General features: G+C 71.5%; 13 protein-coding genes. 3 read left to right on the forward strand and 10 right to left on the reverse strand.

Annotated features, from left to right (window positions below; genetic code table 11):
• Nucleotides 1-52: 52 nt before the first annotated feature.
• Genes LNW73_RS13085 through LNW73_RS13130 form a run of 10 tightly spaced genes read right to left on the reverse strand, consistent with a single transcriptional unit; the run spans nucleotide 53 to nucleotide 9896 of the window.
• Nucleotides 53-1696 (reverse strand): NADH-quinone oxidoreductase subunit N, encoded by a 1644-nt coding sequence (locus LNW73_RS13085; protein WP_250990012.1) that lies wholly within the window; start codon nucleotides 1694-1696, stop codon nucleotides 53-55.
• Nucleotides 1696-3264, reverse strand: a complete 1569-nt coding sequence (locus LNW73_RS13090) for a complex I subunit 4 family protein (RefSeq protein ID WP_250990013.1) — start codon at nucleotides 3262-3264, stop codon at nucleotides 1696-1698. The genes LNW73_RS13085 and LNW73_RS13090 overlap by 1 nt, the downstream gene beginning before the upstream one ends.
• Before the next feature lie 3 nt (nucleotides 3265-3267).
• Complete coding sequence (locus LNW73_RS13095; RefSeq protein ID WP_250990014.1) at nucleotides 3268-5265, reverse strand: NADH-quinone oxidoreductase subunit 5 family protein; 1998 nt, start codon at nucleotides 5263-5265, stop codon at nucleotides 3268-3270.
• Nucleotides 5262-5648, reverse strand: a complete 387-nt coding sequence (nuoK, locus tag LNW73_RS13100) for an NADH-quinone oxidoreductase subunit NuoK (RefSeq protein WP_250977245.1) — start codon at nucleotides 5646-5648, stop codon at nucleotides 5262-5264. Before nuoK ends, LNW73_RS13095 begins: the two co-directional genes overlap by 4 nt.
• Entirely contained in the window at nucleotides 5648-6211 is a 564-nt protein-coding gene (locus LNW73_RS13105; RefSeq protein WP_250977244.1) for an NADH-quinone oxidoreductase subunit J family protein, read from the reverse strand. Before LNW73_RS13105 ends, nuoK begins: the two co-directional genes overlap by 1 nt.
• Nucleotides 6208-6831, reverse strand: coding sequence for a NuoI/complex I 23 kDa subunit family protein (locus tag LNW73_RS13110; RefSeq protein ID WP_250992902.1), 624 nt, complete (start codon nucleotides 6829-6831; stop codon nucleotides 6208-6210). Before LNW73_RS13110 ends, LNW73_RS13105 begins: the two co-directional genes overlap by 4 nt.
• Nucleotides 6828-7790 carry an NADH-quinone oxidoreductase subunit NuoH gene (nuoH, locus tag LNW73_RS13115; protein ID WP_250990015.1) on the reverse strand — a complete coding sequence of 321 codons (963 nt, stop codon included), beginning with the start codon at nucleotides 7788-7790 and terminating at the stop codon, nucleotides 6828-6830. The genes LNW73_RS13110 and nuoH overlap by 4 nt, the downstream gene beginning before the upstream one ends.
• Entirely contained in the window at nucleotides 7787-8872 is a 1086-nt protein-coding gene (locus LNW73_RS13120; RefSeq protein ID WP_250990016.1) for an NADH-quinone oxidoreductase subunit C, read from the reverse strand. Before LNW73_RS13120 ends, nuoH begins: the two co-directional genes overlap by 4 nt.
• Nucleotides 8869-9537 (reverse strand): NADH-quinone oxidoreductase subunit B, encoded by a 669-nt coding sequence (locus LNW73_RS13125; protein WP_250990017.1) that lies wholly within the window; start codon nucleotides 9535-9537, stop codon nucleotides 8869-8871. The genes LNW73_RS13120 and LNW73_RS13125 overlap by 4 nt, the downstream gene beginning before the upstream one ends.
• Nucleotides 9528-9896 carry an NADH-quinone oxidoreductase subunit A gene (locus tag LNW73_RS13130; RefSeq protein WP_138359465.1) on the reverse strand — a complete coding sequence of 123 codons (369 nt, stop codon included), beginning with the start codon at nucleotides 9894-9896 and terminating at the stop codon, nucleotides 9528-9530. Before LNW73_RS13130 ends, LNW73_RS13125 begins: the two co-directional genes overlap by 10 nt.
• 190 nt (nucleotides 9897-10086) lie before the next feature.
• Between LNW73_RS13130 and LNW73_RS13135 the strand changes: the two genes are divergently transcribed.
• The 3 genes from LNW73_RS13135 to LNW73_RS13145 all read left to right on the forward strand — a co-directional run bounded on the left by LNW73_RS13135 (nucleotide 10087) and on the right by LNW73_RS13145 (nucleotide 13597).
• Nucleotides 10087-11307 (forward strand): sensor histidine kinase, encoded by a 1221-nt coding sequence (locus tag LNW73_RS13135; protein WP_250990018.1) that lies wholly within the window; start codon nucleotides 10087-10089, stop codon nucleotides 11305-11307.
• Nucleotides 11308-11412: 105 nt separating this feature from the next.
• On the forward strand, nucleotides 11413-12726 hold the full coding sequence (locus LNW73_RS13140; RefSeq protein ID WP_250990019.1) for a sensor histidine kinase: 1314 nt from the start codon (nucleotides 11413-11415) through the stop codon (nucleotides 12724-12726).
• Nucleotides 12727-12937: 211 nt separating this feature from the next.
• Entirely contained in the window at nucleotides 12938-13597 is a 660-nt protein-coding gene (locus LNW73_RS13145) for a response regulator transcription factor (RefSeq protein WP_275946681.1), read from the forward strand.
• Nucleotides 13598-13616: the final 19 nt, after the last annotated feature.

A 13616-nucleotide genomic window follows, 5' to 3' on the forward strand; every position in this document is an offset into this window, starting at 1 on the left:
TCAACGCCACCGGAAGGCCGCTAGTTCCCTTGTGCACACGCCCTGGGCGGGGTCAGAGCAGCGCCCCCGAGGCGTAGCGGAGGACCAGCTGAGGGACGCCGGAGAGCACGATCCCGGCGATCGCGGTGAGGGCGATGGCGGCGGTGAGCGGGGCGGGCGCCCGGGTGGCGGGCACTCCCACGGTGACCGCACCGGCAACCGCACCGACGACCGTTCCGGAGACCTTTGCGGTGCCTTCCGCGGCGCCGGCGTCCGTCGCCGGCCCGGCCTCCGGCTTCGCGAACAGGAGCGCGGTCCAGCGCAGGTAGTAGACGAGCGCGATGACCACGTTGACGGCCATGACGACGGCCAGCCAGGCCGGTCCCGTACCGACGATCGACGAGAAGACCGCCACCTTGGCGAAGAGCCCGATGACGCCCGGCGGCAGCCCGGCCAGGCAGAGCAGGAAGAACGCCAGCGCGAGGGCCGTCAGCGGGCGGCTCGCGTAGAGCCCCCGGTAGTCGGTCAGACGGTTGGCGGGGGCCGTTCGGGCGACGAGGGCCGCCACCGCGAAGGCGCCGAGGTTCACGGCCGCGTACATCAGGGCGTACGCCACGGTGGTGCCGATCTGGTGCTCCGGGTCGTCGGAGTACGCGGCGGCCGCGATCGGCACCAGCAGATAGCCCGCCTGGCCGATGGAGGACCAGGCCAGCAGCCGGACCGCGCTGTGCGCGTACCCGGCGCGCTGGCGCAGCGCGGCGACGTTGCCGACCGTCATCGTCAGGGCGGCCAGTACGGCGACGACCGGGCCCCAGACGTCGGCGTACGGCTCGAACGCGATCACGGTGATGAGGATGAGGCCGGAGAAGCCCGCGGCCTTTCCGACGACGGAGAGGTACGCGGCGATCGGCAGCGGCGCGCCCACGTAGGTGTCGGGTACCCAGAAGTGGAAGGGCGCGGCGGCGAGCTTGAAGGCGAAGCCCACGAGGGTGAGGACCGCGCCGACCTTGGCGAGCGTCGCGAGTTGCGGCTGTACGTCGCCGAGGCCGTCCGCGATGGACGCCAGGTGGAGGGTGCCGGTGGCGGCGTACACGAAGCTGACGCCGAGCAGGGTGACGGCGGTCGCCGCCACGGAGGAGAGGAAGAACTTGAGCGCGGCCTCGGAGGAGAGCCGGTCGCCGCGTTTGATGCCGACGAGCGCGAAGGCGGGCAGCGTCGTGACCTCGAGGGCGACGACCAGGGTCGCCAGGTCCCGGGAGGCGGGCAGCAGCGCGGCTCCGGCGGCCGAGGACAGCAGCAGGAACCAGTACTCGCCGGCCGGGTACTTCTCCATGTCGTGCATCGAGAGCAGCGCCGTCAGCAGCGCGCCGCCGAGGACGAGGAGCTGGATGACGACGGTGAAGTGGTCGGCCGCGTAGGAGCAGTCACCGGCGTCGGTGGTGAGGCAGAACGTCTTGCGGTGGCCGGCCCGCAGCGGGCCCAGGGCCAGTCCGGCCAGCGCGAGGCCGGCGATGGTGACCCAGCCCAGCAGGGCCTTCCTCTCCTTGGGGAGGAAGAGGTCGGCGACCAGGACGACGAGCGCGACGGCCGCGGGGATCGCCGCCGGGGCGATGGCGATCCAGTCCACGGACTGCACGAGGGAGCCGACCGCGTCCGCCGCGAGCGTTCCGGTTCCATGGGAGGAGGCGGCATGGGAGCCGGTGACGGGGATGCTCATCAGCTGCCTCCGAGGAGCGAGCGCACGGCCGGGTCGGTGAGGCCGAGGAGGGCCGCGGGCCACAGGCCGGCGAGGACGGTGAGGGCGGCGAGCGGGGTCCAGGCGGCGAACTCGTAGCCGTGGACGTCGGACAGCACCGGCTGCCCGGACTCCGCGGTGCCCCTGTCCCCCATGCAGACCCGGCGCACGACGGCCAGCAGGTACGCGGCGGTGAGCAGGGTGCCGAACGCGGCGACCGCCGTGAACACCAGGTAGGTGGGGCGGCTGAGCCCGTCGGCGGGTTTGAAGGCGCCGAACATGGCGAGCATCTCGCCCCAGAAGCCGGCCAGCCCGGGCAGGCCGAGGGAGGCGACGGCGGCGAAGGCGAGCAGACCGCCGAGCCGCGGGGCCCTGCCGTACAGGGCCGCGCCGTTCTCCCCGGTGAGGCGGTCGAGGTCGCTCGTTCCGTAGCGGTCCTTGATGGCGCCGACCAGGAAGAAGAGCAGGCCGGTGATGAGGCCGTGGGCGACGTTCGCGAAGAGCGCGCCGTTCACACCGGTGGGGGTGAGGGTCGCGATGCCGAGCAGCACGAAGCCCATGTGGCCGACGGAGGAGTACGCGATGAGGCGCTTCAGGTCGCCGCCGGCTCCCTTGCGGGCCAGCGCGAGACAGGCGAGGGACCCGTAGACGATGCCGACGACGGCGAACGCGGCCAGGTAGGGCGCGAAGGTGTGCATGCCGTCCGGGGCGACGGGCAGCGCGATGCGGACGAATCCGTAGGTGCCCATCTTGAGCATCACGCCGGCCAGCAGCACGGAGCCGACGGTGGGCGCGGCGGTGTGGGCGTCCGGGAGCCAGCTGTGCAGCGGCCACATCGGGGCCTTGATCGCGAAGCCGATGCCGATGGCGAGGACCGCGAGCAACTGCGTGGAGTGACTGAGCGACGACCCGTTGTCAGTGGCGAGTGCCACCATGTCGAATGTGCCCGCTTTCAGCCCGATGAGCAGCAGGCCGAGCAGCATGATCACGGAGCCGAGGAGGGTGTAGAGGATGAAGCGCAGCGAGGCCGCCTCGCGGCCGGCGCCGCCCCAGCGCGCGATGAGGAAGTACATCGGGATGAGGACGGTCTCGAAGGCCAGGAAGAAGAGCATCAGGTCCAGCACGGCGAAGGTGCTGAGGGTGCCCGCTTCGAGGACGAGGAGCAGGGCGACGAAGGCCTTGGGGGACGGGCCCGCGGGCATTTTGAAGTAGCTGTAGAGCGCGCAGAGGAAGGTCAGCAGCGCGGTCAGGACGAGGAGGGGGAGCGAGATGCCGTCGACGCCGAGATGGATGTGGATGTTGAGGGCGGGGATCCACGTGAGGTCGGTGCTGGCCTGCATCGTCGCCGGGTGGTCATGGTCGAAGCCGGCCGCGAGGACGATCGCCAGGATCAGTACGGCGCCGGTGACCGTGACGCCGTGGCGGAGCACGGCCTGGTCCGGGTCACGCCCCCGGAGGCCGGGCGGCGCGGGGAGCAGGGCTCCGACGGCGCCGAGCAGGGGCAGGACGACGATCCCTGCGAGCACGTACTGGAGGGCGGTGTCGTTCACGGCTCACGCTCCGACGGCGACGAGGACGGCGAGTACGACGGCACCGGCCAGCAGCGCGCTGAGATAGGTCTGGACATTTCCGGTCTGGGCGCGCCGGACGGCCGCGCCGAGCAGGCGCGGCACCGCGCCCGCTCCCCGTACGTAGGTCTCGACGACCTCGCGGTCGAGGAAGCGCACGAGGTTCGCGGCGGCGAGCACCGGTCGGACGAAGAGCACCGTGTAGACGGCGTCGAGGTGGAAGCCGCTCGCCGCGTGGCGGTGCAGGCGGCCGAGGAGCAGCCGGCCCGGGTCGGCCGGGTCGTCGGACGACGCGATGTCGCCGTAGACGGCGGTGTGCGCGGCGATGGCGGTCGCCTCGGCCTCGGCGGGCTCAGCGCCCGAGTCGGCGCCGATCGCGCCGAGCGGGGCGGCGGACCGGCGGGCGGCACCGGCCGTCCAGGCGCCGTAGGTGACGAGGACGCCGACGAGGGCGAGGCCGATGCCGAGGACGGAGGTGAGGAGGGTCGGGGTGAGCTCGGTGCCGTCGAACCACTTCGGGAGGTCGAAGACCGACGGGACGAGGGCGATCATGCCGAACGCGACGCTGGGGACGGCGAGCACCCATAGGACGGCGTTCATGATCGCGGGCTCGCGGCCGTGGTCGGCGGCGCGCGGGCCGCTGCCCCGGAAGGCGAGCAGGAAGAGCCGGGTGGCATAGCCGGCGGTGAGCACGGCGGTGATCAGCCCGGCGGCCAGCACGGTCCAGCCGACCGCCGACGGCACGCCGTCGGTGTGGCCGCCGGAGGCGTGCTCGGCGGCGCGCAGCACCGATTCCTTGGAGAAGAAGCCGGAGAAGGGGGGCAGGGCGGCGAGGGCCGCCAAGGCGATGCCCATCGTCCACATGGCGTCCGGGGCGCGCTTGCCGAGGTCGCCCATGCGGGACATCGCGGACAGCGAGTTGGTGCCGGCCGCGTGGATCACCACGCCCGCGCCGAGGAAGAGCAGCGCCTTGAAGGCGCCGTGGGACAGGAGGTGGAAGACGGCGGCGCTGCGGTCGCCGACGGCGAGCGCGCCGGCCATGTAACCGAGCTGGCCGATCGTCGAGTAGGCCAGTACCCGTTTGATGTCGTCCTGGGCGAGGGCCGCGAGACCCGAGCCGATCATGGTGACGGCGGCCATGACCGCGAGGACCACGAGCGCGGCCGCGCTGGCGGTGAAGACGGGCAGCAGCCGGGCGACGAGGTAGATGCCGGCCGCGACCATGGTCGCGGCGTGGATCAGCGCGGAGACCGGCGTCGGGCCGGCCATCGCGTCGGGCAGCCAGGTGTGCAGCGGGAACTGGGCGGACTTGCCGGCGACTCCGGCGAGCAGCAGCAGCGCGATGACCGTCGGGTGCTGGAGCTGGCCGTGGGTGGCGGCGGTGAGGATCCCGTTGATGCGGAAGGTGCCCGCGTCGGTGGCGAGCGCGAAGACGCCGATGATGAAGGGGACGTCACCGAGCTTGGTGACGAGGAACGCCTTCATGGACGCCGCGCGGGCGACCTCGGTCTCCCAGTAGTGGCCGACCAGGAAGTACGAGCAGATGCCCATGATCTCCCAGCCGACCAGCAGCACCATCAGGTCGCCGGAGTAGACGACCAGGAACATGGCGGCGGTGAAGAGGGAGACCAGGGCGGCGTAGGAGGGGTAACGGGGATCGTCGCGCAGGTACGCCGTCGAGTAGAGCTGGACGCAGGTCGCCACGAGGCCGACGAGCACCGCGATCAGGACGGCGAAGCCGTCCAGGTGCAGGGCGAGGTCGATGGGGACCGAGCCGGTCGGGGTGAGCCGGGTCGCGGCGTCGGTGGGCGCGCCGCTGCCCTGCCGCACGGCGACGACCGCGGCCAGCACGAAGGCCGCCGCGGTCGGCAGTACAGCGAGCGGCCGGACGAATCCGGGGGCCCGCCGGCCCAGCAGCAGTCCGGCGGCCGCGCCGAGGAACGGGAGGACGGGAACCAGCGCGGCAAGGGTCGTGAGGGTCACGCGGTGGCCTCTGCCTTCTCGTCTGCCGCCGCGTCCGGCGTGCTGCCCGCGCCGGCCGGACCGGTTCCGGCGAGGCCGTTCTCGGCGAGGTCGGTGAGCTTGTCGACGTCGGAGCTGCCGCGGTTGCGGTAGACGAGCAGCACGATCGCCAGGCCGATGCCGATCTCGGCGGCGGCGATGGTGATGGTGAAGAGCGTCAGCGCCTGGCCGGCGTGCAGGGTGTCGCGGAGCCAGACGTCGAACGCGACGAGGTTGAGGTTGACCGCGTTCAGCATCAGCTCGACGGACATCAGGACGAGGATCGCGTTGCGGCGGCCGAGGACGCCGTAGAGCCCGATGGAGAAGAGGAGGACCGCGAGCACGGCGGGATAGGCGAGGTGCATCAGCTCTCCTTGTCCTGGTCCTGGTTCTTGCGGGACAGCACGATGGCGCCGACGAGGGCGGCGAGCAGCAGCACCGACAGCGCCTCGAACGGCAGCACCCAGTGCTGGAAGAGGGTCTGCCCGGTGACCTTGGTGGAGCCCTGGACCGGACCGTCCAGATCGATCCACGTGGTGCGGAACGCGTCGACGACCACCCAGACCAGGGTGATCGCGGAGGCGGCCGCCACGGTGACCGCGACCCAGCGGTTGTCGGAGTCCGCGTCCGGGGAGCGGCCGATGGGCGCGCGGGTGAGCATCAGCCCGAACAGGATCAGGACCACGACGGAACCGACGTAGATCAGCACCTGCACCCAGGCGATGAACTCCGCCGTCAGCAGCAGGTACTCGACGGCGAGCCCGCCGAGCGCGACCACCAGCCACAGCGCGGCGTGCACCAGCTGCTTGGTGGTGACGGAGATCAGGGCGGCGCCGAGGGTGGCGATGCCGACGAGGACGAAGGCGATCTCGACCCCGGTCGGGGAGAGGAATCCGGAAGGGGCCGCGGCGGCGGCTGCGAGGCTCATGCGCTGCTCTCCGGTGGTGCCTGCTCGGCCTGTCCCGCCTGTTCGGCCGACTGGGCCTGCGCGGCCTGTCCCGCCTGTTCCGCTTGCTGCGCCTGCTGCGCGGCGATGAGCTTGTCCGCCGCCTTGCGGGCGGCGGCGATCTCCTTGGGCTCCTCGGCACCGGGGTCGAGCGCCGGCGGGGCCGGCACCGTCCACATCCAGTCGCGGAGCTTGTCGCGCTCATGGGTCAGTTCGAGGATGTCGGTCTCGGCGTACTCGAACTCCGGCGTCCAGAACAGCGCGTCGAAGGGGCACACCTCGATGCAGATCCCGCAGTACATGCAGAGCGAGAAGTCGATGGCGAAGCGGTCGAGCACATTGCGGCTGCGCTCCCGCCCGCCGGGCGCGGTGGCGGGCGTCGTCTCCTTGTGGGAGTCGATGTAGATGCACCAGTCGGGGCATTCGCGCGCACACAGCATGCAGACCGTGCAGTTCTCCTCGAACAGCGCGATGACGCCGCGGCTGCGCGGCGGCAGGTCGGGCTGCACATCGGGGTACTGCGCGGTGACGGAACGGCGCGTCATCGCCTTGAGGGTGACGGCAAGGCCCTTGGCCAGGCCGTGGCCAGGAATGGGCATCAGGAGATCACCACCTTGACGACGCCGGTCAGCGCGATCTGCGCCAGGGCGAGTGGAATGAGGACGGTCCAGGCGAGCTTCTGCAGCTGGTCCTCACGCAGCCGCGGATACGTGACCCGGAGCCAGATGACGACGAAGGCGAGCACCGCGGTCTTGAGCAGCGTCCACACCCAGCCGACGCTGTCGGCCCACGGACCGTGCCACCCGCCGAGGAACAGCACGGTGGTCAGCCCGCACAGCACGACGATGCCCGCGTACTCCGCCAGCAGGAACAGCGCGAAGCGCAGACCCGTGTACTCGGTGTACGCGCCGAAGATGATCTCCGAGTCGGCGACCGGCATGTCGAACGGCGGGCGCTGCAGTTCGGCCAGGCCCGCGATGAAGAAGACGAGGGCGCCGATGATCTGCCACGGCGTCCACCACCACTGGTACGCGTCGACGATCCCGGGGAGCGAGAGCGTGCCCGCGGCCATCGCGACGGAGGCCGCCGCCAGCAGCATCGGCAGTTCGTAGGCCATCAGCTGGGCGGCCGTACGCAACCCGCCGAGCAGCGAGAACTTGTTGGCCGACGCCCAGCCGGCCATCAGCGAACCCAGCACCCCGACGCCCATCACCGCGAGCACGAAGAACAGCCCCGCGTCGATGGCCTGTCCCACGAAGCCGTTCGGGCCGACCGGAATGGCGATCAGCACCAGGAGATAGGGGAGCAGCGCGACGGCCGGCGCCAGCTGGAAGATCCGCCGGTCGGCCTCGGCCGGGACGATGTCCTCCTTCTGCGCGAACTTCACCCCGTCGGCGACCAGCTGGGCCCACCCGTGGAAGCCACCCGCGTACATCGGGCCGAGCCGGCCCTGCATATGGGCCATCACCTTGTGCTCGGCCTGGCCGATGATGAGCGGGAACGTGAGGAAGACGACGAGAACGGCGACGAGCCGCAGCGCGACATCGAGGATGTCGTTCACGGGGTCGGTCCTCCCTCGGTGTCGGGGGTCTCCGGCGGGGTGGCCGGGGCGGGTTGAACGGGCGGAGCGGGCGGAGCGGTCTCAGCAGGCGGTGCGGGTTCCGCGGGCGGAGCAGTCTCCGGAGCGGTCTCCGGAGCCGGACCCGGAGCCGGTTTCTCGACCGGCGTGGGTTTCTCCGCCGGGGCCTGCTGCCAGGGGGCGTCGGGCTGGTCGCCCGCCGGGCGGGGCCGGCGGGCCGGCCGCTCGGCGGCGGCACCCGCACCCGCACCGGCACCGGCCGCACCGCGCGCGGCACCGGCCGCGCCCGCCGCACGGGGGGTGCGGGCCGGGCGGGCCGGGGCCGGCGGGAGCTGGCCCTTGAGCGGGCCCCATTCGTTCGGGTCCGGGACGCCCGGCGGGAGCATCGTCCGGCGCTTGGGCCCGCCGTGCTCCGATTCGCCCGGCTCCTTGGCGCCGGGCCACGCCTTGGCGACGCGGGCGGCGAGGACGAAGTCCTTGCGCAGCGGATGGCCCTCGAACTCGTCGGGGAGCAGCAGCGGCACCAGGTGCGGGTGGCCGGTGAAGTCGATGCCGAACATCTCGTGCGTCTCGCGCTCGTGCCAGCCCGCGCCCGCGAAGACGTCGATGGCGGTCGGCAGCACGGCCGCCGAGTGCGGGACCGTGGTGCGGACGAGCAGCCGCCGCACCATGCGGCCGTCGGCCGCGGCGCCGGGCAGCGACACCAGGTGCGCGCAGACCCGGAAGCCCGCGGCGGCCTCGTCGACGGCGCTCAACCAGTCGAAGTAGGTGCAGCCGAGCTTGTCCCTGGCGATCTCCAGCGCGGCGATCCACGAGCCGGCCGGAACGTCCACGGTCAGCAGACCGAACGCCTCCACCGCCGTGGCCTCGGCCCCGAAGATCTCCGCCGCGCCACCGGGCAGCCACCCGACGGCCGGCTCGGCGGGAACGGGCGCGACAGCCGACGCTTCGCCTGCGGTCGCTTCGCCCGCGCCCGGCTCAACGCCCGGCTCAACGCCCGGCTCAACGCCCGGATCATTGCCCGGCTCTGCCTCCGACTCCGCACCCGGTTCCGGGGTCGTCATCGCTGGTCCTCCCCCGGCGTCGGCGGTGCGGCGATCAGCTTGCTGCTCAGGGCCGCCACGGACGGGCGGGCCACCGGGCCATCGGCGTACCGGTCGGCGAGGGACTCGCGGGCGATCTTCTCCTGGAGCTTGAGGATCCCCTGGAGCAGCGCCTCCGGCCGCGGCGGACAGCCGGGGACGTAGACGTCGACGGGGATGATCTGGTCGACGCCCTTGGTGACGGAGTACGAGTCCCAGTACGGGCCGCCGCAGTTGGAGCAGGCGCCGAAGGAGATGACGTACTTCGGCTCGGGCATCTGCTCGTAGAGCCGCCGGACGGCCGGCGCCATCTTGTCCGTGACGGTGCCGGAGACGATCATCAGGTCGGCCTGCCGGGGGCCGGGCGCGAACGGGATGACGCCGAGCCGGATGAAGTCGTGCCGGGCCATCGACGCCGCGATGAACTCGATCGCGCAGCAGGCGAGTCCGAAGTTGAAGACCCACAGGCTGTAGCGGCGGCCCCAGTTCAGGATCACCTTCATCGGTTCCGGCGCGAGCCGGGCGAGGGTGCCCAGCCGGCGCGGTTCCGGCAGGTACTGGACCTCGCTCCCGTCCGGCCCGGAAGCACCGGAAGCACCGGAAGCATCAGGACCGGACGTCGCGGGAGTCACAGGGGTCACGTCCATTCGAGGACGCCCTTCTTCCAGGCGTAGAGCAGGCCGACGGCCAGGAAGCCGATGAAGACGAACATCTCCACCAGCGTGGTCGCGCCGAATCCGGGCGCGGCGAAGACCGTCGCCCAGGGGAACAGGAAGATCGTGTCCACCGCGAAGATGACGTAGAGGAAGGAGTACACGTAGTAGCGGATCTGGGTGTGCGCCCAGCCCTCGCCGACGGGGTCGACCCCGCACTCGTACGTGAGCATCTTTTCCTGTGTCGGCACGACCGGCCGCAAAAGCCGCCCGGCGCCGAAGGCCACGGCCACGAAGAGCACCCCGACCACCGCGACCAGACCGACGACCGAGTAGCCGTGGAAGTAGTCCACGTCCGTCCGCCCCTCGTTCCCTCGTTGTCCAGCGATCCCAGTGGATCTTTAGACGATCTATACGGAGGGAGTCTAGGCCCTGACTTGAGCGCGGGAAGCGGCCGTGCAGGCCTCAGGGGGGTTAACCCCACCTTGTCCCGCCCTATGAACCCCATGGCGCTCCCGCCGCCCCTACCGGCAGGCTGGGAGCATGAGCCCGAGTCCTGCTGTCCCGACCTCCGCCGAACCCGCCCCGCTGCCGCCACCGCGGCTCGCGTACGGCGCGGTGACCTGGAAGGAAGTCGGGTACCTGCTGCTGAACCTGCCGATCGTGATCATCGGCTTCGTCTTCGTCGTGACGATGCTGGCGATCGGTATCGGGCTGTCGGTCACGGTGATCGGACTGCCCCTGCTCGCGGGCGGGCTCATCGGCTGCCGGCTGCTCGGCAGACTTGAGCGGGCGCGCGCCCGCGAGATGCTGGGGGTGGTGATCGACGATCCCCGGCCGATGCGGCCGAGCACCTTCGGCTTCCTGCCGTGGCTGTGGGCGACGCTCAAGGACCCGGTCGCCTGGCGGCACGCGCTGTACTTCGCCATCCGGCTGCCCTGGGGCGTCCTCACCTTCACCCTCACCTTCGCCTCGCTCTTCGTCGCCTGGCCCGCGCTCGGCTTCATCGCACGCGGGCTGACCACCGTGGACCGGGTGATGGTGCGGGGGCTGCTGCAGCCGTCGGACGAGCTGGAGCAGCGGATCGCGGAGCTGGAGTCGGACCGCGGGGTCGTGGTCGACCACGCGGCGGCCGACCTGCGGCGCATCGAGCGCGATCTGCACGACGGGGCACAGGCCCGGCTCGTCGCGCTCGCGATGGACCTCGGGCTGGCCAAGGAGAAACTGCTGGAGGACCCGGAGGCGGCCGCCAAGATGGTGGGTGAGGCGCACGGCGAGGTGAAGATCGCCCTCCAGGAACTGCGCGATCTGGCCCGCGGCATCCACCCCGCGATCCTCACCGACCGCGGTCTGAACGCGGCGCTGTCGTCGGTCGCGGCGCGCTGCACGGTGCCGGTCCAGGTCGGTGTCGACCTGAACGCCCGGCCCGCGGCGGCGATCGAGGGCATCGCGTACTTCACCGTGTCCGAGCTGCTGCAGAACATCAGCAAGCACAGCGGCGCGCGCACCGCCGGCGTCGACCTGTGGCGTTCGCAGGAGCGGCTGATGATCCAGGTCAGGGACGACGGGAACGGCGGCGCCGGCACCACCGGCGGTACGGGTCTCGCCGGGCTGGCCGAGCGGCTCGACTCCGTCGACGGCCTGCTCGTCGTGGACTCCCCCGTCGGCGGCCCGACGACCATCACCGCCGAACTCCCCTGGCGCGACCGCGAGCAGGCGCCGCCCCGGAGCGGGTCCGCACGCCAGGGCCACCACGCGGGGTAGGGATATCCCCCTCCCGAACACGCCGATCCGCACCATGGGCGGGAAAGCGCCGTTCGACCAGGCTGTATGTCATAGGGGAGCAGAAACCAGAGGACGGACGGAACCATGGCTTACGACTTTTCGCCGGCACCGCGCGAGCACCGCGTCCCAGCGGTGCTTCGCGCGCCGTTCGAGGCGAGGACCTGGCGTGAGTTGGCCTACCTGCTGCTGAACCTGCCCATGGGCATCTTCAGCTTCGTCTACGTCGTGACGATGCTCTCGGTCGGCGCCGGCCTCCTCATCACCTTCCTCGGACTGCCGGTCCTGGCCGCGGGCCTCGCGGGCTGCCGGGGCATCGGCATCATCGAGCGGGCCCGGTCCCGCGCGCTGCTGCGTCACGACGTGCCCGAGCCGGGCCCGGTCCGCGCCGCCAAGGGCGGTTTCATGGGGTGGCTGGGCGCCCAGCTCAAGAGCGGCGTCTCCTGGCGGCACGCCCTCTACTGCTTCCTGCACTTCCCGTGGGCGGTCTTCAGCTTCTGCGTCTCGATCTCGTTCTTCTTCTACGGCTGGGGCTTCCTGACCTACCCGCTGTGGCGGTGGATCTTCCCCGTCTACCTCGGCCAGTCGGGGCTGCAGTTGGACGGCGACGACAACGGTGGCGGCTGGTACCTGCACACCGCCGGCGACATGGTGCTCACCTCCAGCGTGGGCCTGGTCCTCGTCCTCGCCGCCCCGTGGATGTTCCGCGGCATGGCGCACGTCGACCGGCTCATGGTGTCGGGGCTGCTCGGCCCGTCGAAGCTGGCCACCCGGGTCACCGAGCTGGAGTCGGACCGAGGAGTCGTCGTGGACCACGCGGCGGCCGACCTGCGGCGCATCGAGCGCGATCTGCACGACGGGGCACAGGCCCGGCTCGTCGCCCTGGCGATGGACCTCGGCCTCGCCAAGGAGAAGCTTTTGGAGGACCCGCAGGCCGCGGCCGTCATGGTCGGCGAGGCGCACGGCGAGGTGAAGATCGCCCTCCAGGAGCTGCGCGATCTGGCCCGCGGCATCCACCCCGCGATCCTCACCGACCGCGGTCTCGGCCCGGCCCTGTCGGCGGTCGCCGCGCGCTGCACGGTGCCGGTGAGCGTGACCGTGGACCTGCCGGCCCGCCCGGTGCCCGCGATCGAGGGCATCGCGTACTTCACGGTCTCCGAGCTGCTGCAGAACATCAGCAAGCACAGCGGGGCCTCGAAGGCCCAGGTCGACATCTGGCGGTCCGCGGACCGGATGATGCTGTACGTCTCCGACAACGGCGTCGGCGGCGTCGACACCTCGGCCGGTTCGGGGCTGGCGGGGCTGATGGAGCGGCTGGACGCCGTCGACGGTGTGCTGGCCGTCGACTCCCCCGCCGGCGGCCCGACCCGGATCACCGCCGAACTCCCCTGGCGGGTGTGACACCCACCGGGACCTCCTGGCACTCCCCGGTTTCCGCGCGACCTCCACCCGCTGGAACCGCCCCCACCCCACGCCCCTCGTCGCCGGCCGGACCCGGAAATCCTGGTCCGTCCGGCGATTGGGGGCGGCCGGCTCCCCATCCCGGGTCCGGATACTGGAATGCTGGGGTGGTCACATCGAATGTGGGGGGCTGGAAAACGTGGGAGACAGGGTGCGGGTCGTCATCGCCGAGGATTCGGTACTGCTTCGGGAGGGCCTGACCCGGCTGCTGACCGACCGGGGTCACGATGTCGTCGCGGGAGTGGGCGACGCCGTGGCACTGATCAAGGTCATCGGAGAGATGGCGGACGAGGGCAATCTCCCCGATGTGGTGGTGGCGGACGTCAGGATGCCGCCCACCCATACGGACGAAGGTGTGCGGGCCGCCGTTCAGCTGCGCCGGGAGCATCCCGGGGTGGGTGTGCTGGTGCTGTCGCAGTACGTCGAGGAGCAGTACGCGACGGAGCTGCTGGCCGGCAGCAGCCGTGGCGTCGGCTATCTGCTCAAGGACCGGGTGGCGGAGGTCCGCGAGTTCGTGGACGCCGTGGTCCGGGTGGCCCAGGGCGGTACCGCGCTGGACCCCGAGGTCGTGGCGCAGCTGCTGGGCCGGAGCCGGAAGCAGGACGTTCTGGCGGGGCTCACGCCGCGCGAGCGCGAGGTGCTGGGCCTGATGGCCGAGGGCCGGACGAACTCCGCGGTGGCCGCTCAACTCGTGGTGAGCGACGGCGCGGTGGAGAAGCACGTGAGCAATATCTTCCTGAAGCTGGGGCTGGCACCGAGTGGCGGGGATCACCGGCGGGTGCTGGCCGTACTCACCTATCTCAATTCATGATCATCTGACAGAGTGTCAG

Origin of the sequence: Streptomyces sp. RKAG337, from assembly GCF_023701715.1 — a bacterium.
Lineage (GTDB): Bacteria > Actinomycetota > Actinomycetes > Streptomycetales > Streptomycetaceae > Actinacidiphila.